The organism is Caulobacter sp. UNC279MFTsu5.1 (assembly GCF_900114015.1).
Classification (GTDB): Bacteria; Pseudomonadota; Alphaproteobacteria; order Caulobacterales; family Caulobacteraceae; genus Caulobacter.
Window position 1 is genome coordinate 163,450 of sequence record NZ_FORN01000004.1, and the last position, 22,825, is coordinate 186,274.

The 22,825-nt window shown below is 70.7% G+C and carries 26 protein-coding genes; 18 read left to right on the forward strand and 8 right to left on the reverse strand.

Annotated features, from left to right (window positions below):
- Positions 1 to 144: 144 nt before the first annotated feature.
- From BM066_RS03245 to BM066_RS03260, 4 genes are all read left to right on the forward strand, one after another.
- Positions 145 to 1,128, forward strand: a complete 984-nt coding sequence (locus tag BM066_RS03245) for a peptidylprolyl isomerase (RefSeq protein ID WP_089924301.1) — start codon at positions 145 to 147, stop codon at positions 1,126 to 1,128.
- Positions 1,125 to 2,639: a bifunctional glutamate N-acetyltransferase/amino-acid acetyltransferase ArgJ gene (gene argJ, locus BM066_RS03250; protein WP_255367454.1), complete on the forward strand. Its 1,515-nt coding sequence runs from the start codon at positions 1,125 to 1,127 to the stop codon at positions 2,637 to 2,639. The genes BM066_RS03245 and argJ overlap by 4 nt, the downstream gene beginning before the upstream one ends.
- Before the next feature lie 3 nt (positions 2,640 to 2,642).
- Entirely contained in the window at positions 2,643 to 3,023 is a 381-nt protein-coding gene (locus tag BM066_RS03255) for a DUF7668 domain-containing protein (RefSeq protein WP_089924303.1), read from the forward strand.
- A gap of 68 nt (positions 3,024 to 3,091) precedes the next feature.
- The gene (locus tag BM066_RS03260; protein ID WP_089924437.1) at positions 3,092 to 3,562 is read left to right on the forward strand and encodes a hypothetical protein; all 471 of its coding nucleotides are present in this window, start codon (positions 3,092 to 3,094) and stop codon (positions 3,560 to 3,562) included.
- On the opposite strand, the gene BM066_RS03265 is transcribed toward BM066_RS03260, so the two are convergent.
- Complete coding sequence (locus tag BM066_RS03265; protein ID WP_218150890.1) at positions 3,559 to 4,053, reverse strand: carboxymuconolactone decarboxylase family protein; 495 nt, start codon at positions 4,051 to 4,053, stop codon at positions 3,559 to 3,561. The two genes, BM066_RS03260 and BM066_RS03265, sit on opposite strands and share 4 nt — an antisense overlap.
- A gap of 81 nt (positions 4,054 to 4,134) precedes the next feature.
- Here BM066_RS03265 and BM066_RS03270 point away from each other — a divergent pair, with 81 nt between their 5' ends.
- The 5 genes from BM066_RS03270 to BM066_RS03290 all read left to right on the forward strand — a co-directional run bounded on the left by BM066_RS03270 (position 4,135) and on the right by BM066_RS03290 (position 8,363).
- Entirely contained in the window at positions 4,135 to 5,007 is an 873-nt protein-coding gene (locus tag BM066_RS03270; protein WP_089924442.1) for a sigma-70 family RNA polymerase sigma factor, read from the forward strand.
- Positions 5,008 to 5,081: 74 nt separating this feature from the next.
- Positions 5,082 to 5,672, forward strand: a complete 591-nt coding sequence (locus BM066_RS03275) for a hypothetical protein (RefSeq protein ID WP_089924307.1) — start codon at positions 5,082 to 5,084, stop codon at positions 5,670 to 5,672.
- Positions 5,673 to 5,809: 137 nt separating this feature from the next.
- Positions 5,810 to 6,508, forward strand: coding sequence for an ABC transporter ATP-binding protein (locus BM066_RS03280; RefSeq protein WP_255367460.1), 699 nt, complete (start codon positions 5,810 to 5,812; stop codon positions 6,506 to 6,508).
- Positions 6,505 to 8,058 (forward strand): hypothetical protein, encoded by a 1,554-nt coding sequence (locus BM066_RS03285; RefSeq protein ID WP_089924314.1) that lies wholly within the window; start codon positions 6,505 to 6,507, stop codon positions 8,056 to 8,058. The genes BM066_RS03280 and BM066_RS03285 overlap by 4 nt, the downstream gene beginning before the upstream one ends.
- Positions 8,059 to 8,150: 92 nt before the next feature.
- A complete protein-coding gene (locus BM066_RS03290; RefSeq protein ID WP_089924317.1) occupies positions 8,151 to 8,363 on the forward strand; it encodes a hypothetical protein in 213 nt (70 codons plus the stop codon).
- Positions 8,364 to 8,377: 14 nt separating this feature from the next.
- On the opposite strand, the gene BM066_RS03295 is transcribed toward BM066_RS03290, so the two are convergent.
- Entirely contained in the window at positions 8,378 to 10,645 is a 2,268-nt protein-coding gene (locus BM066_RS03295; RefSeq protein ID WP_089924319.1) for a PAS domain-containing sensor histidine kinase, read from the reverse strand.
- A gap of 149 nt (positions 10,646 to 10,794) precedes the next feature.
- Positions 10,795 to 12,207 (reverse strand): MFS transporter, encoded by a 1,413-nt coding sequence (locus BM066_RS03300; protein WP_089924322.1) that lies wholly within the window; start codon positions 12,205 to 12,207, stop codon positions 10,795 to 10,797.
- Positions 12,208 to 12,328: 121 nt separating this feature from the next.
- On the opposite strand from BM066_RS03300, the gene BM066_RS03305 reads away from it, so the two are divergent.
- On the forward strand, positions 12,329 to 13,285 hold the full coding sequence (locus BM066_RS03305; protein WP_255367455.1) for an ArsR/SmtB family transcription factor: 957 nt from the start codon (positions 12,329 to 12,331) through the stop codon (positions 13,283 to 13,285).
- 31 nt (positions 13,286 to 13,316) lie between these two features.
- The gene (locus BM066_RS03315) at positions 13,317 to 13,649 is read left to right on the forward strand and encodes a hypothetical protein (protein ID WP_089924445.1); all 333 of its coding nucleotides are present in this window, start codon (positions 13,317 to 13,319) and stop codon (positions 13,647 to 13,649) included.
- Positions 13,650 to 13,678: 29 nt separating this feature from the next.
- Here BM066_RS03315 and BM066_RS03320 read toward each other — a convergent pair whose 3' ends face one another.
- Positions 13,679 to 14,215: a hypothetical protein gene (locus BM066_RS03320; RefSeq protein ID WP_089924325.1), complete on the reverse strand. Its 537-nt coding sequence runs from the start codon at positions 14,213 to 14,215 to the stop codon at positions 13,679 to 13,681.
- Positions 14,216 to 14,283: 68 nt separating this feature from the next.
- Positions 14,284 to 16,137, reverse strand: coding sequence for an ABC transporter transmembrane domain-containing protein (locus BM066_RS03325; protein WP_177218367.1), 1,854 nt, complete (start codon positions 16,135 to 16,137; stop codon positions 14,284 to 14,286).
- 114 nt (positions 16,138 to 16,251) lie between these two features.
- Between BM066_RS03325 and rpmE the strand changes: the two genes are divergently transcribed.
- Entirely contained in the window at positions 16,252 to 16,479 is a 228-nt protein-coding gene (gene rpmE, locus BM066_RS03330; protein ID WP_035072266.1) for a 50S ribosomal protein L31, read from the forward strand.
- A gap of 285 nt (positions 16,480 to 16,764) precedes the next feature.
- Here rpmE and BM066_RS03335 read toward each other — a convergent pair whose 3' ends face one another.
- Both BM066_RS03335 and BM066_RS03340 read right to left on the reverse strand, forming a co-directional pair.
- Entirely contained in the window at positions 16,765 to 17,274 is a 510-nt protein-coding gene (locus tag BM066_RS03335) for a protease adaptor protein RcdA (RefSeq protein WP_089924329.1), read from the reverse strand.
- 174 nt (positions 17,275 to 17,448) lie between these two features.
- Entirely contained in the window at positions 17,449 to 17,655 is a 207-nt protein-coding gene (locus BM066_RS03340) for a DUF1192 domain-containing protein (protein ID WP_056751782.1), read from the reverse strand.
- An 89-nt stretch (positions 17,656 to 17,744) separates the two neighbouring features.
- Here BM066_RS03340 and BM066_RS03345 point away from each other — a divergent pair, with 89 nt between their 5' ends.
- From BM066_RS03345 to BM066_RS03365, 5 genes are all read left to right on the forward strand, one after another.
- Positions 17,745 to 18,719, forward strand: coding sequence for an NAD(P)H-quinone oxidoreductase (locus BM066_RS03345; protein WP_089924333.1), 975 nt, complete (start codon positions 17,745 to 17,747; stop codon positions 18,717 to 18,719).
- A complete protein-coding gene (locus BM066_RS03350; protein WP_089924335.1) occupies positions 18,716 to 19,864 on the forward strand; it encodes a 2OG-Fe(II) oxygenase family protein in 1,149 nt (382 codons plus the stop codon). The genes BM066_RS03345 and BM066_RS03350 overlap by 4 nt, the downstream gene beginning before the upstream one ends.
- A 30-nt stretch (positions 19,865 to 19,894) precedes the next feature.
- Entirely contained in the window at positions 19,895 to 20,620 is a 726-nt protein-coding gene (locus tag BM066_RS03355) for a DUF72 domain-containing protein (protein ID WP_089924338.1), read from the forward strand.
- Between the two features lie 36 nt (positions 20,621 to 20,656).
- Complete coding sequence (locus BM066_RS03360; protein ID WP_089924341.1) at positions 20,657 to 20,980, forward strand: hypothetical protein; 324 nt, start codon at positions 20,657 to 20,659, stop codon at positions 20,978 to 20,980.
- Between the two features lie 94 nt (positions 20,981 to 21,074).
- Positions 21,075 to 21,794: a DUF1013 domain-containing protein gene (locus tag BM066_RS03365; RefSeq protein WP_089924345.1), complete on the forward strand. Its 720-nt coding sequence runs from the start codon at positions 21,075 to 21,077 to the stop codon at positions 21,792 to 21,794.
- A gap of 112 nt (positions 21,795 to 21,906) precedes the next feature.
- On the opposite strand, the gene BM066_RS03370 is transcribed toward BM066_RS03365, so the two are convergent.
- Entirely contained in the window at positions 21,907 to 22,080 is a 174-nt protein-coding gene (locus BM066_RS03370; RefSeq protein ID WP_035018606.1) for a YdcH family protein, read from the reverse strand.
- Positions 22,081 to 22,209: 129 nt separating this feature from the next.
- On the opposite strand from BM066_RS03370, the gene BM066_RS03375 reads away from it, so the two are divergent.
- A complete protein-coding gene (locus BM066_RS03375; protein ID WP_089924347.1) occupies positions 22,210 to 22,821 on the forward strand; it encodes a UbiX family flavin prenyltransferase in 612 nt (203 codons plus the stop codon).
- Positions 22,822 to 22,825 lie beyond the last annotated feature (4 nt).

The window sequence follows — 22,825 nt, forward strand, 5'->3', positions numbered from 1 at the left end:
AACGCGAGGCGGGGGGCCGTAGTGACGGTTTGCGCCGGGTTTAACCGCTTGGCGCGTTTTCCGATCCACATCGCGAAGCTGTTTCCTCTTGGCGTTAAACCGCGCTAGAGCGCTCAGTGAGATTCAGCCGGAGATCGGCCACAGATGAATATTGGCAAGCCCCGCGCATACGGCCTCGCGGTCGTCCTGGTCCTGACCCTGCTGGTCGCCGCCTGCGGCCGCAACAAGGCCGACGAGCGCCCGCCCGAGCCCGGCGACACCGCCGTCGCCCGGGTCGACGGCCACACGGTCTGGGCTTCGGACGTCAAGCGCGAGGCCGTGGCCCAGGGGCTGATCAGCGAGGGCGAGCCGTTGGACATCGGCTCGGACCTGTTCCGCCAGCGCCTGGACGAGGTGGTCGACCAGAAGCTGCTGGCCGCCGAGGCCCTGAAGCAGAAGCTGGACAAGGATCCGGTGGCCCAGCGCCGCCTGGCCGCCGCGCGCGAACGCATCCTGGGCGACATGCTGGTGGAGAGCGTCGTCGAGAAGGCGGTCAACGAGAACGCCATCCGCGGCCTCTACGCCGAGCAGCAGAAGCTGTCCAAGCGCTCGGAAGAGATCCGCGCCCGCCAGATCCTGGTCGGCAGCCAGGCCGACGCCGAGGCGGTCAAGAAGCTGCTGACCGCCGGCGCCTCGTTCGACGCCCTGGCCATGGAGCGCTCGACCGATCCTGCCACCCGCTTCAACGGCGGCGACCTGGGCTATTTCACCGTCGACGTCATGCCGCCGGCCTACGCGGTGGCGCTGAAGGACGCCCAGAAAGGCGCCCTGGTCGGCCCGTTCCAGACCGAGGGCGGCTGGGCCGTGCTGCGCGTCGAGGACAAGCGCCTGGAGGAGCCGATCACCCTGGAGGCCGCCCGGCCGCAGATCGTGCGCTTCCTGACCTATGACCAGGTCCGCGACCTGCTGGAGAAGCTGCGCGGCGGCGCCAAGGTCGAGATGCTGACCGGCAAGCCCCAGGACGTGCCCGGCGCGCCCCAGGAGCCGGCCTCGGCCCCGCCCGGCGCCGCGGCCGACCAGGCCCCCTCCTCCGACCTCGACGACGCCCCGCCGGCGTCCGCCCCCGCTCAAGCTCCGGCCAAGAAATGACCCGCAAGCCCGCAAAGCCCGCCGCCCCGAAAAAGGCCAAGGCCGCTCCCAAGACCCCCGCCGCCGCGCCCCCGCCCACCCCGGCCGAGATCGTCGGCCAGGTCGGCGCCAGCGTCGGCCAGACCCTGGAACGGGCGCTGGTCGACCCGCTGACCGCCGCCCTCAAGCGCGCGGGCCTGCGCCGCGCCCAGAAGGACGCCAACCAGGGCTCGCCGGAGGCGGTGCAGGCCGCCAAGCCGGCCGCCGCGCCCGCCGCCGGGGCGCCGGGCAAGCCGGGCCTGGCCGTCTCGCCCCTGGCCGTGCCGTTCCCGACCATCCCGCCGATCGCCGGGGTCGAGATCGCCACCGGCCGCGCCGGCTTCTACAAGCACCAGCGCGAGGACATGCTGCTGATGCGCTTCGCCGAAGGGACTTCGGCGGCCGGGGTCTTCACCCGCCACGGCGTCGGCTCGGCTCCGGTCGACTGGTGCAAGCGGCAGCTGGCCGCGTCCGGCGGCCAGGACGTCCGGGCCCTGGTGGTCAACGCCGGCTGCGCCAACAGCTTCACCGGCAAGCCGGGCGCCGACGCGGTGCGCCGGGTGGCCACGGCCGTGGGCAAGCGCTTCGACTGCCGCCAGCGCGACGTGATGATGGCCTCGACCGGGGTGATCGGGGTGATCCTGGACGACAGCAAGATCATCTCGAACCTGCGCGAGGTGGAGACCCGCTTCACCGAGGACGCCTGGGCCGGCGCGGCCTCGGCGATCATGACCACCGACACCTTCCCCAAGGGGGCCTACGCCACCGCCCTGATCGACGGCCACGAGGTGCGGATCGCCGGCATCGCCAAGGGCTCGGGCATGATCGCTCCCGACATGGCCACCATGCTGGCCTTCGTGGCCACCGACGCGGCCATCGCCCCGGCCGCCCTGCAGACCCTGGTCAGCCTCTACACCCGCACCACCTTCAACTGCGTGACGGTGGACGGCGACCGCTCGACCAACGACACCCTGTTGCTGTTCGCCACCGGCCAGTCGGGCGCGCCGAAGATCCACCGGGCCGGCGACCGCCGCCTGGCCGACTTCCGCGAGAAGCTGGAGGCCGTGCTGCTGGACCTGGCCCTGCAGCTGGTCCGCGACGGCGAGGGCGCGACCAAGTTCGTCAAGATCACCGTCAACGGCGCCGAGAGCCCGCTGTCGGCCCGCAAGATCGCCCGCACCATCGCCGAGAGCCCGCTGGTCAAGACCGCCTTCGCCGGCGAGGACGCCAACTGGGGCCGCATCGTCATGGCCGTGGGCCGCGCCGACGAGCCGGTCAACCGCGAGAAGATCAGCGTCCGGTTCGGCGACCTCTACGCCGCCCGCGACGGCCTGGTCTCGGCCGAATACGACGAGGCGGCGATGAGCCGGTACGTCAAGCGCGCGGAGTTCGAGGTCAGCGTCGACGTCGGCGTCGGCAAGGGCTCGGCCACGGTCTGGACCTGCGATCTGACCAAGCAGTACGTGGCGATCAACGGGGATTACCGGAGCTAGGCCGTGGCGACGGTTCCTGTCGTCAAGGACGAGCATCGTCAGCGGCCTATTCCCTCCGAATGGCGCGAGACGTTCCGGTCCGTCGTAGAGGCGTTCCGTTTCGGCGACCTGAGACTGAGCGCCGGAATCGAGCAGGTGGCTCCGATCAACGCCGGCCTCGCCGACCATATTGCGGAAAATCTCAAGGCCTATGGCGGCAGACTGGCCAGGCTGCCGGAGGAAACCTGGGCCACGTCGGTCTGCCAGTGGCAGATCGGCTACTGGGAGGTGCTGGTCGATCTCTTCACCGAAGAAGAAGGTGCGGCCGATCTCGTGCTGTCCGCGCGCGTCCAGGAAAACGGAGCGCGCTACGCCTTCGAAATCCTGCTGGTGTACGTCCCCTGAACGGCGCCGATGGCGAAGAAGCGTCTCGCGCGCTATTTGGCGTCTTCATAGCGCGATTGGATCCGACCATGGCGGACGAAACCCTTCCTCCCGATTTGAATGAAATCGCCGACGTCTGCCGCGAGGCCGGCTATGTCGTCGCCGAGATCGATCGCGGCCTGGAAGTCTCGGGATCCGACGACGGCGGGGCCTTCTACCTGTTCCGCGAGGGCGAGTGGCTGCAGGCGCGCTGCCAAGTGTTCGACGAGGCCGACCTGGAGCGGGCCCGCGACCTGACCGCCCTGTTCGAGACCGTCGCCCGCGCCCAGTTCCGCATGATCGGCTGCCGGTTCGGTTTCGACGAGCTGACCGGCCTGTGGCTGGTCGCCGACCTCTATCCCGGCTTCGAGCCCGAGCGCCTGCCCGCCGTGCTGGAACAGCTGGCCTTCGTCTGGGGTTCGCTGGGCGAGGTGCTGGACGCCGCGCTGAAGGGAACCGTCGTGGACGAGATCACCCTCGACGCGGCGTTCGAGCTGGAGCCCGACGGGCGGCCGAATTAGCCCCAGCTCCCCCCCGCCATCTGGCGGATCGCCACGTTCAGGCGGTTCCAGACGTTGATCTTGGCGATCGACAGCACCAGCGAGGCCAGCTGGGCCTCGTCATAGTGCTGGACGGCGGCGTTCCAGACGTCGTCGGGCACCGGGTCGGCGCGGTCGGCCAGGCGGGTGACGGCCTCGGCCAGGGCCAGGGCGGCCCGCTCGGCCTCGGTGAAGTAAGGCGTGTCGCGCCAGGCGGCGACCGCGAACAACCGCTCGTCGGTCTCGCCCAGCTTGCGGGCGATCTTGGGGTGCATGTCGGCGCAGACGCCGCAGCCGTTGATCTGGCTGGCCCGCAGATGCATCAGTTCCAGGGTGCGCTCCGACACGCCGGTAGCCTTGATCGCGGCGTCGAGGGCCATCAGGGCCTTCCTGGCGTCGGGCAGGACGAAGACAGGATGGGTCATGCGAGCTTGCGGAGTTTGGCGGGCTTGCAGGGTTTGGGTCGCGGACATGGCTTTTCTCTCCTGGGCTGGTCACATCGGCCGCTCTTCGACCGTCACCTCCTTGACGGACGATCTCGAAGGAATGTGACCGTGAGCCAGCAGAATTTTCTCAGCGACCAGTTCGAAGCCCATCGCGCCCATCTGGGTCGGGTGGCCTATCGCATGCTGGGCTCGTACGTGGAGGCCGAGGACGCCGTGCAGGAGGCCTGGATCCGGCTCAGCCGATCCGACGTCGCCCAGGTGTCCAACCTCGGCGGCTGGCTGACGACGGTGGTCTCGCGGGTCTGCCTGGACCTGCTGCGCGCCCGCCGGTCGCGGCGCGAGGATCTGCTGGGGCCCGAGGCTCCCGACCTGGCGATGGACGAGGACGACAGCCTGTTTCCCGGCCGCGAGATGCTGCTGGCCGACTCGGTCGGCCTGGCCCTGCTGGTGGTGCTGGAAGCCCTGCCCCCGGCCGAGCGGGCGGCCTTCGTGTTGCATGACCTGTTCGACCTGCCGTTCGACGAGATCGCGCCGATCGTCGGCCGCACCTCCGACGCCACGCGCCAGCTGGCCAGCCGGGCGCGGCGGCGGGTGCGCGGCGCCACGACGCCGGCCAGGACCGACTTGGAGCGCCAGCGCAAGGTGGTCGAGGCCTTCCTGGCCGCCTCGCGCGGTGGCGACCTGGGCGCCCTGCTGGACGTCCTCGCGCCCGACGTGGTGTGCCGCGCCGACCCGGCGGCGGTGCAGCTGGGCGGGGCCGCGGAACTGCGCGGCGTCGACGCCGTGGCGCCCGCCTTCGTGGGCCGCGCCCGCTCGGCTCGGCCGGTCCTGGTCGACGGCGGCCTGGGCGCGGCGGTCATGGTCGACGGCAAGCTGCTGCTGGTCCTGCTGGTCTCCGTCGCCGGCGACCGCGTGGCGGCCATCGAGGCGGTGGCCGACAAGGCCCGGATCGCCCGGATGGACCTGGTGATGCTGGACTAGCGCCACTCCAGCCTTCGGTGGCCTCGCGGCCCGGGCGGGCGTAGCCTGGCGCGGTCGAACGCGCGGAGGACGTGATGGGCGACGGAAGCTCCCTCGCCGTCCTGGGGTTTCGGCCCCACACCTACTGGACCGCCGTCGTCGCGCTGACGGGCCGCCCCGATGCGCTGCGGGTCGTCGCGCGACGACGGATCGACTTCGCCGCCGGACGGGAGCGGTTCGTCTATCATCAGGCGCGGGCCCTGGGCCCGATCGAGGGCCAGGCCCTGATCGGCCGCGTGCGCGCGGCCGTCGAGGCCAACGCCGCCCGGGAGATTGGCCGGCTGGTCGCCGACCTGCGGGGCGACGGCGCCGCCGTCCGCGTCGCCGTCGCCCCGGCCGCCGCCGCGAGGCTTCCGGAGGCGCTGGAGGACATCCTGCGGGTCCATGCCCGCATGCACGCCGCGGAGGGCGACTTCTATCGCGACGCGGTCGCCCAGGCCTGCGCGGCCCTGGGGCTGCGGGTTCACCGGATCGCCGAACGCGACCTGCCGCCCGCCCTGGCCGAAGCCCTGGGCGTCGACGCCGCCGGCCTGGAGGCCCGCCTGCACGCCCTGGGCGCGGCGCTAGGCCCGCCGTGGAACGAGGACTACCGGCTGGCGGCGCAGGCGGCGTGGCTGCATCTCTGAAGAGCCGCGGGGTGAGGAGCTTGAACCCTCGCCCCAATCGCGTTCACATGACCTGACGCCAAACCTCGGGGATCCCGCCGTTGACCGAAGCCTTGATCGTCCGCGGCCTCGACAAGACCTTCACCAAGCCGGCGGTCATGGACCTGGATCTTACGGTCCACGCCGGCGAGCTCTACGCCCTGCTGGGACCGAACGGGGCGGGCAAGACCACCACCCTGCGGATGGTCGCGGGCCTGACCAAGCCCGACAAGGGCGCGATCAGCATCTTCGGGATCGACGCCCTGGCCGATCCGGCCGCCGCCAAGGCGATCACCGCCTGGGCCCCCGACGAGGCCATGGTCTATGACCGGCTGACCCCGCTGGAATATCTGGAGTTCGTCGCCGGCCTCTGGAACATCGAGCCCAAGGCCGCCAAGACGCGGGCTGAAGAGCTGCTCTCCAAGCTGGGCCTGGCGGCCGAGGCGCGGACTCGCTGCGAGGGCTTCTCGCGCGGCATGAAGCAGAAGGTGGCCCTGGCCGGGGCCCTGATCCATGACCCGCGCCTGCTGATCCTGGACGAGCCGCTGACCGGCCTGGACGCCGGCGCCGCCCGGCTGGTCAAGGACATGCTGCAGGAGCGCGTCGACGCCGGCGGTACGGTGATCCTGACCACCCACATCCTGGAGGTGGCCGAGCGGATGGCCGACCGCATCGGCATCATCGCCGGCGGCCGCCTGCTGGCGGAGGGCACGCTGGACGCCCTGCGCAGCCAGGCGGGCGAAGGCCAAGGCGGCTCCAGCCTGGAGGACGTCTTCCTGCAACTGACCGCCGGCGACGCCAACGGGAAAGCCGCGTGACCCTGGCCGCGCCCGGCTCGATCCCCTGGCTGCTGGCCCATGAGATGCGGCTGTACTGGCGCAACTTCCGCGCCGGCCGGGCGGGCAAGGGCGCCCGGGGCCTCGTCAGCCTGGTCGTGGTGGCGACGATGTTGCTGGCTGGCGGCGTGGCGACGGCGCTGGGTCTGCACGAGGTCGAGGTCCCGATCAATCCGATCTCGATCAGCCTCGCGGCCCTGGCCAGCGCGGTGATCTTCACCCTGATGCTGTCCCAGACCCTGAGCGCCTCGAGCGAGGCGCTGTACGAGCGGGGCGACCTGGACCTGCTGTTCTCCTCGCCGATCGGGCCGGCCAAGGTTCTGTTCGTGCGCTCGCTGGGCGTGGCCGGCGGGGTGATCACCATCTTCCTGCTTGCCGTCACGCCGCTGCTGTTGCCGTCGGTGATCTGGGGCCATCCCGGCTGGATCGGGGTGTTCGGCGTGCTGGGCGCCCTGGCTCTGGCTTCCACCGCCGTCGGCCTCCTGCTGGCCATGGCCCTGTTCGCCCTGATCGGCCCGCGCCGCACCCGCACCGTGGCCCAGGTCATGGCGGCCCTGGTCGGGGCGGCCTTCTTCCTGGTCAGCCAGGCCCGCACCATCCTGGGCGCCCAGAAAAGCAACAGCCTGTTCGCCGAGATCGCCCGCCAGGCCCAGGAAGGCCGGCTGCATCCGGCCCCGATCCTGAGCCTGCCGCTGCGGGCCATGCTGGGCCAGCCCGCGCCGCTGCTGGCCCTGCTGGCCGGTTCGGCGGCGCTGTTCGCCCTGGCCGCCCTGGCCCTGGGCCGGCGGTTCTCGGACGCCGCCGCCGCCACCCAGGGCAAGACCGCGGCCCGCCCCGCCAGGGCGACCCGGGGCGAGGCCCGCCGCGCCTTCGCCGCCGGGCCGTTCCTGGCCACCTTGCGCAAGGAGCTGCTGCTGATCGGCCGCGACGCGGCGCTGCTGTCGCAGGTGCTGCTGCGGGTGCTGTACCTGATCCCCACCGCCCTGGTGCTCAGCCGCAACGCCGCTCACGGAACCGCCGCGGCCCTGGCGGGCGGGGCCGGGGTGGTGGCGTTCCTGGCCGGGCAGGTGGCCGGGAGCCTGGCCTGGATCACCCTGTCGGCCGAGGAGGCGCCCGACCTGCTGGCGGTGTCCCCAGCCCGAATCCGCACCCTGCGCCGCGCCAAGATCACCGCCGCCCTGATCCCGGTGGCGCTGTTCCTGGTCCTGCCGATCGCCGCCCTGGCCTGGTTCGCCCCGGCCGCCGGCGTCTGGACGGCCCTGGGCGCGGCCCTGGCCGCCTGGAGCAGCGGCCTGATCAACATCTGGCACCAACGGCCGGGCAAGCGGTCGGAATTCAAGCGGCGCGGCGGCGCCTCGTGGATGGCCACGATCGCCGAAATGCTGGTCTCCGCCCTGTTGGCCGGGGCGACGGGCGTCGCCGTGGCCGGCTTCTGGCCCTGGGCCCTGATCCCGCTGGGCCTGGCCGGCGCGGCCCTGCTGAGCCTGCGGCGCAGCGACGCCCAGATCGCCCGCAACCTGCGAACACGGTAAAGCCGAGATTAGGGTTTTACCCGATTTTCGCGGCCGGACGACGCCGCTAGGGTCGATGTCGGGTCGGGTGGGGAAAAAGTTTGAGAGCGCCCATGCCCGCCGTGCACGCCACGTTCCGCTCCCCTCGGGGACACCGCAAGGAATCCAAGGCCCTGGTCGTGGCCACCAGCGTGCTGCAACTGGCCCTGGTCGTGCTGGTCTGGCTGCTGGCCCTGGTTCCGGTGGCCCTGATGGCCCTGATCGCGACGGTGGTCGCCGCCCTGAAACCCGCGGCCGCCAAGGCGCCGACGCCCGTCGATTCCTGAGGAACCGAAGGCCCCTACCCGTCCAGCGCCGCCTCGATCCGGCACACCACCCCGTCCGGCCTGAAGTCGATATGCGCCTCGCCCGACAGCTCGGCCGCCAGGCCACGTTCGATCAGGCGCGAGCCGAAGCCGCGCCGGGTCGGCGGCGCCACCGGCGGGCCGCCGGTCTCGGTCCAGGTCAGCACCAGGCGGGACTGGACGGACCCCGGGACCACGCTCCAGGCGATCCGCACCTGGCCCGGCGGCGTCGACAGCGCCCCGTACTTGACCGCGTTGGTCGCCAGCTCGTGCAGCGCCATCGACAGCGACAGGGCCATGCGCGGCGACAGCCGCACCGGCCGGCCGATGAGCGCGAAGCGCTCGGGGCCGCCGTGCACGGTCTCCAGCCGGACCAGCAGGTCCAGGAGGTCGGCCCCCTCCCAGTTCTCGCGGGTCAGCAGGTCGTGGGCCTCGGCCAGGGCGACGACGCGGGCCGAGAACGCCTCCTGAGCCTGGGGCAGCGAGCGGGCGGCGTGGAAGGTCTGGGCGGCGATGGCCTGGATCGTAGCCAGCGAGTTCTTGACCCGATGGTTCAGCTCGTTGACCAGCAGCCGCAGATGCAGCTCGGCCCGCTTGCGGTCGGTGATGTCGACGGTGGCGCCGACCACCCGCGTCGGCCTGCCGGCCTCGTCGAAGAAGCCGCGCCCCTTGGCCGAGATCCAGCGCTCCCGGCCGTCGTCGCGGCCGATCGTGCGGTACTCGACGTCGATGTCGCGGCGCAGCGCCGGATTCATCGCGGCCCGCAACGCCTGGCGCGTGGCCTCGCGGTCCTCGGGATGCATGGCGGCGTAGAAGTCGTCCACGCCGACATCCGCGCCCGGCGTGATGCCGAACATGTCGTAGCCGCGCTCGGACCACCGCAGCTGGCGCTTGGCGACGTCGAAATCCCAGGTGCCGACATTGCCCGCGTCCAGGGCCAGGGCCATGGTCGCCTCCCGCAGCATCAGGTCGGCCTCGGCCTCCTTGCGCTCGGTGACGTCGGAGACCACGCCGACGAAGCGCACGCACCGGCTGTCGTGCAGGAAGGCGCGGCCGAAGGTCTCGATCCAGCGCACCGCGCCGTCGCCCCAGCGCCGGATCCGGTATTCGCGGTTGATCGTGTGGTCGCCGGCCGGGTCCATGGCGCTCCGCACGGCGTCCATCAGGCCCGGCAGGTCGTCGGGATGGACCAGTCGCTCGAAGGCGCCCGGCGGATCTTCGATCACGCCCTCCGACCAACCGTAGATCTCGCGGCAACGCTTGTCCCAGAAGCGCTCGCCGGTCTGCGGATTGTGGTCCCAGCGGCCCAGGCCGGCGGCGTCGACGGCGATGCGCAGGTCGGCCTCGGCCGCCTCCAGGGCCTGCTCGATGCGCTTGCGGTCGGTGATGTCGACCATCACGCCGCGATGGCGGACGGCCCAGCCGTTGGCGTCTCGCTCGACCCGGCCGCGAGTCTGCACCCACCGGACCGAACCGTCGGCCTGGATCAGCCGATACTCCTCGTCGAAGTCGCCCGTGGTCTTCAGGTGTGTGCGGCCCGACTTCAGCAGCCGTGCATGGTCGTCAGGGTGCAGGGCCCTGCTGAATTCCGCCAGCGGCGCCCCGGCGGCGGCCCGTTCGGGATCAACGCCGTGGAACATCGCGTAGCGGGCGTCGGCATAGACCTTGTCGGTGACGATGTCCCAGTCCCAGGTCCCCACGCCGCTGGCCGCCCGCAGGGCCAGCTGGTAGCGCTCCTCGCTGGTGCGCAGGGCCTGGTCGGCCTGCACCTTCCGCGTAACGTCGGTCAGGGCGATCAGCACCCCGCCCACGCCCGACGGCGCTGCGGCGTCGGGCAAGGGGCTGAGGCGGATGGTGAAGTAGCCGTCGGTGGTCGAGCCGTCCGGATGGGTGGTGGAAAGCGGCAGCTCCTCGATGATCGTGCCGCCGCTGGCCCCGGCCAGGATCGCCCGCTCGGGCCCCTCGGACTCGGCGGCCGAACTCGGCGGCGCCTCGGCGAAGGTCGTGCCCAGGACGTGTGGATGGCGCTCGCCCAGCATGGGCGCATAGGCGTCGTTGTAGATCAGCACCAGCTCGGGGCCCCAGCGCAGGGCGCTGGGAAACCGGCTGGCGACGATCGTGTCGACAGCGAACCTCAGGCAGGGCGACCAGGTCGCCCGCGGCCCGAGCGGCGTCGCCGCCCAGTTGAACGTGCCGATCCGCTCGCGCATTTCGCCCGGCGCGAACGTCTCGACGGCGAGCCCCTGGTCACGGGTTTTCACCATGCCCGTGTTCCTTCCCGACCGCGATCACGGCCAAGGTGCAGCAGACCTCATGGCAGGCGACGTTTCAAGCCGCGGCGCGGGAACCAGGGCCTTTCGGCCGACAAAAAGCCCCCGCTTCCACCTCAGATGGCGAAAAAACGGCCGTTATTTCATTCGGTTGCGGTCGACTGGCAGACCGACGGGCGCGGTCGGCCCTCGCTGCGCCAGGCCACCCAGGCGGCGGCGAGCAACACGCCCGCCGCGATCAGGCCGGAGGTCCGCAGGCCGGCGGCGATCCGATCGGGTCCGCCGGCCGCCAGGGCGCCCATCACCGCCACCCCGGCAGCTCCCGCCGCCTGGCGGCAAGCGTTCAGCACGCCCGAGGCCGTGCCCGAGACATGGCGGTCGACGCTGGCCAGCAGGGCGCTGGTCATGGCCGGCACGGCCGTGCCCATGCCGGCGGGGATCAGCAGGAAGCCCGGGATCATCAGCCAGTATGGCGTCGATGGCGAAAGCCGGCTGGTCAGGGCGTAGCCGATCGCCGCCACCAGCACCCCGCCGGCCATGGTCCGCGCCGGGCCGAACCGGTGGGCGATCCGCCCGCTCAGCAGGTTGGAGACGATGAAGGTCGCCGTCAGCGGCAGGAAGGCCAGGCCCGCCTGCACCACGCCGTACCCCGCCGACCGCTGCAGGAAGAGGCCCAGCACGAAGATCACACCGTAATAGGTGAAGTTGACGCCGACCCCGATCACCACCGCCGACCACACCATGCGGTTCTGGAACGCTTCCAAAGGTACGACTGGATGCGCGCTGCGCATCTCGACCGCCAGGAAGGCCGCCGCCGCTACAAGACCCAACAACAGGGCGCCCGGCGCCAGCGGGTCGCCCCAGCCGCGATGGCCGCCCTCGATCACCGCCCCGACCAGGCAGGCCAGGGCGACGAAGGCCAGGGCCTGGCCGGGCAGGTCCAGCGGCCGCTTCTCGCGCGGCGGGACCTCGGGCGCGACGGCCAGGGTCAGGGCCGCGCCCAGCAGGCAGAGCGGCAGGTTGACCAGGAACACCCAGCGCCAGCCCAGGGCGCCGATCAGCAGGCCGCCGATCACCGGTCCGGCGGCGATCGACACCCCGCCCGCCGCCGTCCACCAGCCCACGGCCCAGGCCCGCGCCCTGTCGTCGCCCGCCGCCGCGTGGGTGATCAGGGCCAGGGACGGCGGCACCAACAGGGCGGCGGCCGCGCCCTGGACCGCTCGGGCCAGGATCAGCTGCGGCGCGTCCTGCGCCAGGCCGCAGGCCGCCGACGACGCCGCGAACAGCACCAGCCCCGCCAGGAAAGCCCGTCGCGGTCCGAACCGGTCGCCCAGCGCCCCGGCCGACAGCAGCAGCGCCGCCAGCAGCAGGGTGTAGGCGTCGACCACCCATTGCAGACTGGCGGTCGGCGCCTGGAACTCGCGTCCGATGGCGTCCAGGGCCACATTGACGATGGTCACGTCCAGCTGGACGATCGTGAAGCCGAAGCTGGCGGCGATCAGGATCGGCGGCAGGCCGGCGGGACGGGCGGAGGACGCGACTCGGACGTTGGTCATGGGTCGATCTTCGCCGGGTTTGACCCGCGATGTTACAGCAACGACTGAAGCATCCCGTCCGCCCTTCGCCTATATTCCGCTCATCCCGACGCAAGTCGGGACAAGCGGAGTTTGGATCGCCATGGAAGCCAACATCGCCTCCCCCGCCGCCCTGATCGGCGATCCCGGCCGGGCGGCCATGCTGCAGGCCCTGCAGGACGGACGGGCCCATCCGGCCGGCGCCTTGGCCTGGGCGGCCGGCCTGAGCGCCCAGGCCGCCAGCAACCACTTGGCCAGGCTGGTCGACGGCGGGCTGGTCAGCGTCGAACGCGAGGGCCGCCACCGCTATTACCGCCTGGCCAACGCCGAGGTCGCCCACGTGCTGGAGGCCCTGGCCGTGCTGGCCGCGCCCGTTCGCTCGCTGGAGCAGCCGCGCTCGCCCCTGGCCCGCGCCCTACGCGAGGGCCGCTGCTGCTACGGCCACCTGGCCGGCCGGCTGGGCATAGCGGTGACCGACGCCCTGGTGGCCCATGACCTGATCCGGCCGATCGACGGCAAGCTTTACGAGGTCCCGCCCGCCGGCCGCGTCTGGTTCGAGGACCTGGGCCTGGACCTGGACGCCCTGCGCTCCAAGCGCGGCGCCGCCCGCCAGTGCCTGGACTGGACCGAACGTCGCCACCATCTTGCCGGCCCGCTGGGCGTGACCCTCCTGAGCCGCATGGTCGCCCTGGGCTGGATCCAGACCGTCGCCGGCAGCCGGGCGGCGCGGCTGACCGCGTCGGGGCGCGAGGAACTGAGGAAGCGGCTGAGGGTCGAGCTGGACGGTCTGGAGGGGCGCGAGGCGGCTTGCCCCTCCCGTCTCCCCTTGCGGGAGAAGGTGTCGGCGGAGCCGACGGATGAGGGGTCGCGCAAACGGAAACCGCCGCGACCGGCCTTTCCGCTGATCATGGCGGACGGGCCCTTCAACCCCTCACCCGACCTCCTTCGGAGGCCACCCTCCCCCGCAGGGGGAGAGGGAAACGCTCAATCGTTGGGCGGATCGCGAGGGGGGCGCCATCTTCCCAAAAGTGTCCCAAGCCAAAACACGCCTCATGATTGATACTGCCGCTCCCCGCTCCGGAGCCCCCGCCATGCCCGACTTCAAGCTCGCCCTCGCCCCGAACCAGCTGACCCAGACGATCAATCCGTGGTCCTGGACCTTCGGCAATGTCAGCCTGTTCAGCATCAACCTGGGCAAGTCGGCCGCCCCCGACGTCGAGGCGCGGATCCTCGACGAGGTCGGCAGCTACGGCCGCCAGCTGGGCCGGATCGGCGAGGCGCTGTCGGTGATCGTCGACTGGGCCGAGGCGCAGGGCCTGCCCGAGCACAAGGCGATCACCGACCTCAAGCTCCAGCTGGAGCATGTGGACGTGATCCGACGGGAGGAGAAGGCGGCGACGCCCACAGCCACCGCCGCCGAATAGCGCCCTTCCTCCCCTCGCGGCGCAAAAGACTAGGCCGCGCCCCGCAGCTTGCGCAGGCGGTTGGCGCCGCGCAGGCCGTTGTAGAACAGCAGCAGGCAGACCAGGTCCACCACCACCGCCAGGACCTGGCGCCAGACCGGGATCATGTGGGCGTGCGCGGTCGCGGGGTTGACCATGCCCAGGATCAACATCAGCAGGCTGTACAGCGCCAGCAGCCCCAGCAGCAGCGGGATGACCGGGTTGGGCTTGCGCCACTGTACGGCGCCCAGCACCACGAACACCGCCGCGATCCCGACGCTCAGGGCCAGCGTGGTGTAGACCATCGCCGGGCCCATCATCGCCATGGCCGCCTGCCCCGCCTGGCTGTTCTCGCCGTACATGGTCGCCGTCACCGAGCGCAGCTGAGCCAGGTAACCGTCGATGTTCACTGCGATCAGCAACGCGCCGAACAGGCCGTGCGCGGCGGTGACGAACGCGCCCACGGCGCCGGCGCGGCCCGAGGCCAGGGCCTCGTCCTCGGTGGAGATGGCGGCGGCCGGATTGAGCCAGCGCGACAGGTCGGTCATTGGAAAGCCCCCAGGGTTACAAGCTTGACCGCACCATCGGCAGTTGCGGCCGGCCGGTCAACGGGCCCCTAGGCCGCCTCCACCCCGAACTGCAGGCGCGCCAGCTTGGCGTAGAGCCCGCCCTGGGCCGACAGTTCGGCGTGGGTGCCCTGCTCCACGACCCGGCCGTCCTCCATGACCACGATGCGGTCGGCCTTGAGCACGGTGGCCAGGCGGTGGGCGATGACCAGGGTCGTGCGGTCGCTCATGGCGTCGTGCAGCGCCTTCTGGACCAGGCGTTCGTTCTCGGCGTCCAGGGCGCTGGTGGCCTCGTCCAGCAGCAGGATCGGCGCCTCGCGCACCAGGGCGCGGGCGATGGCCAGGCGTTGGCGCTGGCCGCCCGACAGGGTCTTGGCCCGCTCGCCGACCGGGGTGTCGAAGCCCTGCGGCAGGGCGTTGATGAAGGTCGTGGCCTGGGCGGCGTCGGCGGCGGCGCGGGCCTGGGCCTCGCTGGCGTCCTCGCGGCCGAAGCGGATGTTGTCCAGGGCCGAGCCCGAGAACAGCGGGCTGTCCTGGGCCACCAGGGCCATGCGATCGCGCACCTCGGCCGGGTCGGCTTCGCGCAGGTCGACGCCGTCCAGCCGCACCACGCCAGCCTGCGGGTCGTAGAAGCGCAGCAGCAGGCGCAACACCGTGCTCTTGCCCGCCCCCGACGGCCCCACCAGGGCCACGGTCTCCCCCGGCTTCACGACGAGGTCGAAGCCCTTCAGGGCCGGCAGGTCCGGGCGGCCGGGATAGGCGAAGGTCACGCCCTCGAAGGCGATGGCGCCCCGAGCCGGGACGGGCAGCGTCCGGGGCTTCTCCGGCGCGGCGATGCTGGGGTCGGAATTGAGCAGTTCGGAGATCCGCTCCATGGCCCCCGCGGCCTTCTGGACATCGCCCCAGACCTCGCCCAGCGAACCGACCGAACCGGCGGCCATCACCGCCAGCATGGCGAACTGGGCCAGGGTGCCGCCGGTCATCTCGCCCTTCAGCACCAGGTGCGCGCCGACCCACAACAGCAGGATGATGCCGCCGAACGCCAGGCTCATGATCACCGCCGTCAGGCCGGCCCGGGCGTTGATCCGGCGGACCGAGGCCCCGTAGGCCGCCTCGACGGCGCCGCCGAACCGGGTTCCGGCCGTGGCCTCCCGCCCGAAGGCCTGGACGGTGTCCAGCGCGTCCAGGCTCTCGCCGGCATAGCCGACCGCGTCGGCGAACCTGTCCTGGGCGGTAACCGACAGCTTGCGCACGCGCCGGCCCAGCAGGAACATCGGCGCCAGCACCACCGGCACCATCAGGACGATGAAGCCCGCCAGCTTGGGGCTGACCACCGCCATGTAGCTGAGGCCGCCGATCAGGCTGAGGCTGTTGCGCAGGGCGATCGAGACGCTGGCCCCGACCAGCTGTTCGACGATGGTGATGTCGGTGGTCATCCGCGACAGCACCTCGCCCGTGCGGGTCTTCAGGAAGAAGGCCGGATCCAGGGTCAGGACGTGGTCGTAGATGGCCCGGCGCAGGTCGGCGACCACGCGCTCGCCCAGGCGGGTGACGAACAGGAAGCGCAGGGCCGTGGCCGCGGCCAGCACCAGGGCCACGGCGCCCATCATCAGGAAGGCGCTGTCGACCACGTGCCCGGCGCCCTTGGCGAAGCCCTTGTCGACCACGCCCTTGAAGGTGGCGGTCAGGCCCAGGGTCGCGGCCGTGGAGAACAGCAGGAAGAACCCGGCCAGCAGGGCGTAGATCTTGTGGCGCGCCACGAACGGCAGCAGGTGGGCCAGCGGACGGACGTCCTTGCGGCGGGGACGGCGATTGGCCGCCTCGGCCAGGCTCTGCACCAGCTCCGCGCCCGCGCTCGGCCTGCCTTCGGCCGAAATCTCGCCCGCGTTCACGTCGCTCATCAACTGTCCCTTGCCAAATTCGCGCGCTTTCTTTATAGCCGCGCGTCTCCGAGAGCCACCCGCAAGGTTTGGCGCCCGCCCACATTACACGCCGCCTCAAGTCGGTTGGATCGCCCGATGAAACAAGACATTCACCCCGACTATCACTTCATCACCGTCACCCTGACCGACGGTTCGTCCTATCAGACCCGTTCGACCTACGGGAAAGAAGGCGCGACCCTGGCGCTGGACATCGATCCGCGCGTGCACCCGGCCTGGACCGGCGGCAACGCCCAGATGATGGACCGCGGCGGCCGCGTCTCGCGCTTCAACGCCAAGTTCGCGGGCTTCACCGCCAAGAAGTAAGCGTTCCACGCTTCTCGCCGTAAGGGCGACGAAAGGCCGGTTCCGCGTCGCGGGCCGGCCTTTTCCGTTTCTGGTCATGGCACGAGCGCATGCCAGAACCCTCTCCCCCGGGAGTGGGCGGGGCCCGCGCCGAAGGCGTGGGAGGGAGAGGGTTTACGCCCTCGCCGACTTGTAAGAATTCCGATGCGGGACAGGTGCGACGCCGTCGGCGCCTTAAGCCCTCTCCCTCCCATCGCTACGGGACAGGTCCTTCCCTCTCCCACGGGAGAGGGTCTCAAAAAGCGATCAAGCCGCCCCGAACGCCGCGCTCAGGCGGTCGAACTGGGCCTGCACCGGACGGGGGGCTTCTTCGTCGGCGGCGGCTTCGAGGTACATGCGCTTGTCCAGGTGGCGGACGCGGTCATAGAGCCGCTCGGAGCGCTGCAGCAGGTTGACGAGGCCGAAGGGCAGGTCCTCGACCGGGGCGGACTCGCCGGCCTCCAGGCCCAGGCGGTAGTTCTCGGCGCAGGCGTCCTGCGCGGCCATCTCGCCTTCCTTGACCGCCCGCTGGACCAGCAGCCACGAGGCCACCTGCATCAGGCGCGTGGTCAAGCGCATGCTTTCGCTGGCGTAGGCCAGGGCCGCGTTGCGCGAGAGGATCTTGCTGTCGTGGCGCCCGGCCCCGTCGAGATAGGCGGCGGTCTCCTCGACCAGCGTCATGCCCTCCTCGAACGTCCGGTCGAAGAGCTCGGAGCGAGCGAAGTCCTGGATCACGCCAGCACGCCAGGGGGCCGCGGCCACGTTCAACTCGGTCATAGCTACTCAATGCCCCTTCGAAAGGCCGCGGGATGGTCCCGCCGGACAGGAGGACTGCAACCCCCGTGCCAGACAGGATCGTCCCGTTTCGCGACCGCCCCGCCCCAAGATCCGATTCAAGCTCATATCCGAGTCAGGCGGGTCCGAGAGTCCGCCTGTAGCGTAAACCGATCGTTAGTCCAGGCGACCAAACAGCGCATTGGCCGCGTCGCGCCCCGCCTTCTTCTTGCTCAGTTGCGCGCGGGTGCGGGCGATTTCCGCTTCCAGCGCCTCGATCCGCTCTTCCAGTTCCGCCACGCCATAGGTGTCCAGGTCCTCGTGCGTCGTGGCGTTGAGCGCATCGCCACGGAAGGCGCGCGGCTCGACCGGTTCTTCGATCATCGGATCGGTCTCCCTTTGCTCGACCCCTTTTCGATCTGACATCTGACGCCTACCAAGGGCGCGACGCAAGCCTCACGGGATGCTCCACCATGTCCGAGACCATGACCGCCATCGCCATCGAAGGCGGCAAGGGGGCGGCCGACGCCCTCCGTCCGGAGACCGTGGCGCGTCCGCAACCCGGTCCGGGCCAGATCCTGATCCGCGTGCGGGCGGCCGGGGTGAACCGTCCGGACCTGTTGCAGCGCTTGGGTTTCTACCCGCCGCCGCCCGGCGCCCCGGCCACCCTGGGCCTGGAGGTCGCCGGCGAGGTCGTGAGCGAGTCGGGAAGGTGGCAAGTCGGCGACAAGGTCTGCGCCCTGCTGGGCGGCGGCGGCTACGTGCAATACGCCGTGGTCGACGCCCGCCACGCCCTGCCGATCCCCGAAGGACTCGACTTCGCCCACGCCGCCGCCCTGCCCGAGACGGTCTTCACCGTGTTCGCCAACGTGTTCGAACATGGCGCGCTCAAGGTTGGCGAGACGCTGCTGATTCATGGCGGCACGTCCGGTATCGGGACAACGGCGATCGCCATGGCCAAGGCGCATGGCGCGCGGGTGATCGCCACGGGCCGCGGCGCGGACAAGAAGGCCCAGGCCCTGGCCCTGGGCGCCGACATCGCCGTCGACGCCAAGGCCGAGGACTTCGCCGAGGTCGCCAAGGCGGCCGGCGGGGTCGACGTGGTGCTGGACATGGTCGGGGCCAGCTATTTCGACCGCAATCTCGACGCCCTGAACACCGGCGGCCGCATCGTCTACATCGCCGCCCTGGCCGGGCCGGTGCTGGAGGTTCCGGTGATGAAGATCATGCAGAAGCGCGCCGTGATCACCGGCTCGACCCTGCGCCCGCGCTCGGCCGACGAGAAGGCCCGCCTGGCCGCCGAGATCGAGCGCGTCGTCTGGCCGTGGATCGCCGCCGGCAAGCTCAAGCCGGTGATCGACGCCACCTTCCCCCTGGAAGAGGCCGCGGCCGCCCATGCCCACCTCGAGGCCGGCGAGCATGTGGGCAAGGTGGTGCTGCTGGCATGAGCGACACCGCCGCCGACAAGATCGCCGCGCGCCCGCCTGGCCTCCGGGTGGGCGAACCCGCCCCATGGTTCGTGGCGCGCTCGACCGCCAATCCCCGGTTCACCTTCCACACGGCCGCCGGACGCTACGTCGTGCTGGGCTTCGTCGGCTCGTCCCAGCATCCGCTGGCGGCCGCGGCCCTGGCCGAAGTCGCCGCCCGCCGGGCGCTGTTCGACGACGTGAAGGCCTCGTTCTTCGGCGTCAGCATCGACCCGGCCGACGAAGCCCAAGGCCGGGTCGCCGAAAGCCTGCCCGGTTTGCGCTGGTTCTGGGACGGCGATCTGGCGGTCAGTCGACTTTACGGCGCCGCCGCGGCCGAACCCGTCGCTCCGGAGGGCGTGGCCTATCGCCCGTTCTGGCTGGTCCTGGATCCTCAGCTGCGTTGCGTGTTCACCGCGCCGCTTGCCGAGACCGGCGCGGTGCTGGACTTCGTCGCCGCCGCGCCCGCCCCCGCTGACCACGCCGGCGCCCCTCTGCACGCGCCCGTGCTGATCCTGCCCCGGGTCTTCGAGCCCGAGCTCTGCCGCCGGCTGATCGCGGTCTACGAGGCCGCCGGCGGCCACGCGTCTGGCTTCATGCGCGACGTAGACGGCAAGACGCGGCTGATCGTCGATCCGACGCACAAGCGACGCAGCGATCACGATCTGGTTGATCCGGGCCTGCGCGCCGCCGCGGCCGCCCGCATCCACGACCGGCTGATTCCCGAGGTGGCCAAGGCTTTCCAGTTCAAGGCCACCCGCATGGAGCGCTACCTGGTCGGCTGCTACGGCGCGGCCGAGGGCGGCCACTTCCGGCCCCATCGCGACAACACCACCGCCGGCACCGCGCACCGGCGGTTCGCCGTGACCATCAACCTGAACGCCGAGGACTACGAGGGCGGCGACCTGTCCTTCCCGGAGTTCGGCCCGCGTCGCTATCGCGCGCCGACCGGCGGCGCGGTGGTGTTCTCCTGCTCGCTGCTGCACATGGTCGACCCCATCCTGGCCGGACGCCGCTTCGCCTTCCTGCCCTTCCTCTACGACGAGGTCGCGGCGCGCGAGCGCGAGGCCCGCAACGCCGAACTGGGGGAAGAGCTGGCGCCGTACGTGGCAGGGCGGACGGCGTGAACCGGCCAGGACGGCCGGCGTTCCTTCCCCATGCCCCATCGCCCACGCATCGGTTGCTCAGGCTGGACCTATGACGACTGGAAAGGGCCGTTCTATCCTGAAACGGTGAAGCTGAAGGACCGGCTGGCCTACTATGCCAGCCGCTTCGACACGACCGAGATCAACGGCAGCTTCTACCGCCTGCCTACCGAGAAGGCGGTCTCCGCCTGGGTCGACCAGGTCCCCGACGGCTTCCGTTTCGCCTGGAAGGTTTCGCGCTACATCACCCACAACAAGAAGCTCAAGGACTGCCAGGACAGCGTCGACCTGGTGTTCGGCCGGATGAAGCCGTTGGGCGACAAGCGCGGCCCGGCCCTGGTGCAACTGCCGCCGATGTTGCACCGCGACGACGAACGGCTGAAGCGCTTCCTGGGCTGGTTGCCGAACGGCCAGCATGTCGTCGTCGAGTTCCGCCACGCCAGCTGGTACGACGAAGCCGTCTACGCGATCCTGCGCGACCATGGCGTCGCCTTCTGCGTCTCCGACCACCACGACGCCCCCTCGCCCTGGCTGGCCACCGCCGACTTCGCCTATGTGCGCGGTCACGGACCGGGCGGCCGCTATCACGGACGCTATTCCGACGCCGAGCTGAAGGCCTGGGCCGAGCAGCTCGCGGCCTGGCGCGCCGACGGCCTGGAGACCTTCAGCTACTTCGACAACGACGTGAAGAGCGCCGCGCCCCAGGACGCCGACAAGCTGATCGCGCTCTCAAAGTGATCGCGACAGGCGGGCCGCACCGGCCTAAGCTGAAGCATGACCTGGATCGACGGCCTGGCCATTCTGACTTTCGCATTGTGCGCCATGGGCGTCTGGATGCGGTCCATCGTGACCCAGCCGTCTTTCTTGCGTGAGTGGTTGGTATGGGGCGTGTTCACATCCGCCGCGATGGGAGCCAGCCTTTATCGGATCGAAGTCGAACCCCTCCAGGCCCTTGGAGGCGGCTTGTTCTTTGGCTTCTTCATCACTGGCATGGGACTACTTCGCTACCATTCATTTCCGTGGAGCGCGGAGCGAGCAGACGATGAAACCTATCGGCGCGCGTCACGTGATCTGGACTCGGCGCGACACGGCGATTGATCCCCGTTCCCTTTCCCGCAGAACCGCATTATAGCTCCAGGCTGAACATCCCGCCCGGCCGCAAGGTCGGGCGCCGTCATTTCTGGAGGACCGCATGTCCGACATCCTGATGCCCAAGGCGACGGCCGTCTGGCTCGTGGACAACACGTCGCTTAGCTTTGAACAGATCGCCGACTTCTGCGGCCTTCACCCCCTGGAAGTCCGCGGCATCGCCGACGGCGAGGTAGCGCGCGACATCCGCGGCGCCGACCCGATCGGCAACGGCCAGCTGACCCGCGAGGAGTTGGACCGCGCCCAGGCCAATCCGGACTACCGGATGAAGGCCCAGGTCAGCCGCCACGCCGAACTGCTGAAGCCGCAGAAGAAAGCCCCGCGCTACACCCCGGTGTCGCGTCGCCAGGACCGTCCGGACGCCATCGCCTGGTTCCTGCGCCACCACCCCGAGGTGACCGATGCGCAGATCTCCAAGCTGCTGGGCACCACAAAGTCGACCATCGAGCAGGTTCGCGCCCGCACGCACTGGAACGCGGCCAACATCAAGCCGGTCGATCCGGTGACCCTGGGCCTGGTCGGCCAGCTGGAGCTGGACGCCCTGGTCAAGAAGGCCGCCGAGAAGAAGGCCAAGGACGACCTGAAGAAGGGCATCCTGCCGGAAGACCCGACCCTGCGTCCGGCCTCGGAAACCAGCGCCCTGCCGGAGGACCACGAGGACGAAGAGGCCGCCATCCGCGCATCGCGCATCGAGCCCAAGGCCGAGGACGTGTTCGGCAAGTCGACCTACGTGGCCGACGACGAAGAGGACGACGAGGACTGATATCCTCGCAGCCAAGCAAAAGGCCCGCCCCGTGTGCACGGCGCGGGCCTTTCTGTTTTCGGCCTCCTCTGGCGGCCACCGCCGTGTTCGACGCGGCGATGGCCAGAGGGGGCTAGTGAAGTCGCGCCCTAAGGCCTTCGATCTCCTCCTTGAGCCTGAGCTTCTGCCGCTTCAACTCCCTGAGCAGGGTGGTGTCACTGACGGGACGACGGGTCTCCTCCTGGATCGTGCGGTCGAGGCTCTCGTGACGGGACCCAAGCTCGCGGATACGGGATTCGATGGCCATGGCTGTCGGCTCCTTGCTGGTGGAGCGGCAAGTCAACACCCGCTGTTCGAAGCTGTCAGATCACATATGATTGCAATCGGCGGCGCTTGACCTGGCGCAGCTTGCTCCCAAGACGGACGAAAATTCACCATGTCGGACCTGCTGGCCCCGCCCGAAAAACCTCGTCTGGTCGTCGGAATCTCAGGCGCGTCTGGGGTTGTCTACGGTCTGCGGGCGCTGGACGCCTGTCGCGAACTGGGGGTGGAAAGCCACCTGGTCCTGTCGAAATCGGCCGCCCTGACCCTGTCGCAGGAAACCGGATTTTCCGTCGCCCAGGTCAATGAGAAGGCGGACGTTGTCCATCGCGTGGGCGACATTGGGGCGGCGATCGCGTCGGGCTCATATCGCACATTGGGCATGATCATCGCCCCCTGCTCGGTGCGCACGATGAGCGAGGTCGCCACGGGGGTCACGGCCTCGCTGCTGACCCGCGCCGCCGATGTGACGCTGAAGGAGCGCCGGCCGCTGGTGCTGATGGTGCGCGAGACGCCCCTACACCTGGGCCACCTGCGCACCCTGACCAAGCTGGCCGAGATGGGCGCGGTGATCGCCCCGCCGCTTCCCGCGTTCTATGCCAGGCCGCAGTCGATCGCCGAGATGGTCGACCAGTCGGTGGGCCGCGCGCTCGACCTGTTCGGCCTGTCCTGGCGGCCGGTCAAGCGCTGGGGCGAGGACCTGGCGACGATCACCGGCGACGCCTGAAAGA

Excerpts from the sequence above, each read along its gene's own strand:
- BM066_RS03355 (WP_089924338.1), top strand. The coding sequence starts at position 19,895 with ATGCCCCATCGCCCACGCATCGGTTGCTCAGGCTGGACCTATGACGAC.
- BM066_RS03245 (WP_089924301.1), top strand. The coding sequence starts at position 145 with ATGAATATTGGCAAGCCCCGCGCATACGGCCTCGCGGTCGTCCTGGTC.
- BM066_RS03360 (WP_089924341.1), top strand. The coding sequence starts at position 20,657 with ATGACCTGGATCGACGGCCTGGCCATTCTGACTTTCGCATTGTGCGCC.
- BM066_RS03345 (WP_089924333.1), top strand. The coding sequence starts at position 17,745 with ATGTCCGAGACCATGACCGCCATCGCCATCGAAGGCGGCAAGGGGGCG.
- BM066_RS03350 (WP_089924335.1), top strand. The coding sequence starts at position 18,716 with ATGAGCGACACCGCCGCCGACAAGATCGCCGCGCGCCCGCCTGGCCTC.
- BM066_RS03280 (WP_255367460.1), top strand. The coding sequence starts at position 5,810 with ATGGACCTGGATCTTACGGTCCACGCCGGCGAGCTCTACGCCCTGCTG.
- BM066_RS03265 (WP_218150890.1), bottom strand. The coding sequence starts at position 4,053 with ATGTCCGCGACCCAAACCCTGCAAGCCCGCCAAACTCCGCAAGCTCGC.
- BM066_RS03365 (WP_089924345.1), top strand. The coding sequence starts at position 21,075 with ATGTCCGACATCCTGATGCCCAAGGCGACGGCCGTCTGGCTCGTGGAC.
- BM066_RS03315 (WP_089924445.1), top strand. The coding sequence starts at position 13,317 with ATGCCCGACTTCAAGCTCGCCCTCGCCCCGAACCAGCTGACCCAGACG.
- BM066_RS03275 (WP_089924307.1), top strand. The coding sequence starts at position 5,082 with ATGGGCGACGGAAGCTCCCTCGCCGTCCTGGGGTTTCGGCCCCACACC.
- BM066_RS03320 (WP_089924325.1), bottom strand. The coding sequence starts at position 14,215 with ATGACCGACCTGTCGCGCTGGCTCAATCCGGCCGCCGCCATCTCCACC.
- BM066_RS03370 (WP_035018606.1), bottom strand. The coding sequence starts at position 22,080 with ATGGCCATCGAATCCCGTATCCGCGAGCTTGGGTCCCGTCACGAGAGC.
- rpmE (WP_035072266.1), top strand. The coding sequence starts at position 16,252 with ATGAAACAAGACATTCACCCCGACTATCACTTCATCACCGTCACCCTG.
- BM066_RS03295 (WP_089924319.1), bottom strand. The coding sequence starts at position 10,645 with ATGGTGAAAACCCGTGACCAGGGGCTCGCCGTCGAGACGTTCGCGCCG.
- BM066_RS03300 (WP_089924322.1), bottom strand. The coding sequence starts at position 12,207 with ATGACCAACGTCCGAGTCGCGTCCTCCGCCCGTCCCGCCGGCCTGCCG.
- BM066_RS03260 (WP_089924437.1), top strand. The coding sequence starts at position 3,092 with ATGGCGGACGAAACCCTTCCTCCCGATTTGAATGAAATCGCCGACGTC.
- BM066_RS03340 (WP_056751782.1), bottom strand. The coding sequence starts at position 17,655 with ATGATCGAAGAACCGGTCGAGCCGCGCGCCTTCCGTGGCGATGCGCTC.
- BM066_RS03290 (WP_089924317.1), top strand. The coding sequence starts at position 8,151 with ATGCCCGCCGTGCACGCCACGTTCCGCTCCCCTCGGGGACACCGCAAG.
- BM066_RS03335 (WP_089924329.1), bottom strand. The coding sequence starts at position 17,274 with ATGACCGAGTTGAACGTGGCCGCGGCCCCCTGGCGTGCTGGCGTGATC.
- argJ (WP_255367454.1), top strand. The coding sequence starts at position 1,125 with ATGACCCGCAAGCCCGCAAAGCCCGCCGCCCCGAAAAAGGCCAAGGCC.
- BM066_RS03305 (WP_255367455.1), top strand. The coding sequence starts at position 12,329 with ATGGAAGCCAACATCGCCTCCCCCGCCGCCCTGATCGGCGATCCCGGC.
- BM066_RS03375 (WP_089924347.1), top strand. The coding sequence starts at position 22,210 with ATGTCGGACCTGCTGGCCCCGCCCGAAAAACCTCGTCTGGTCGTCGGA.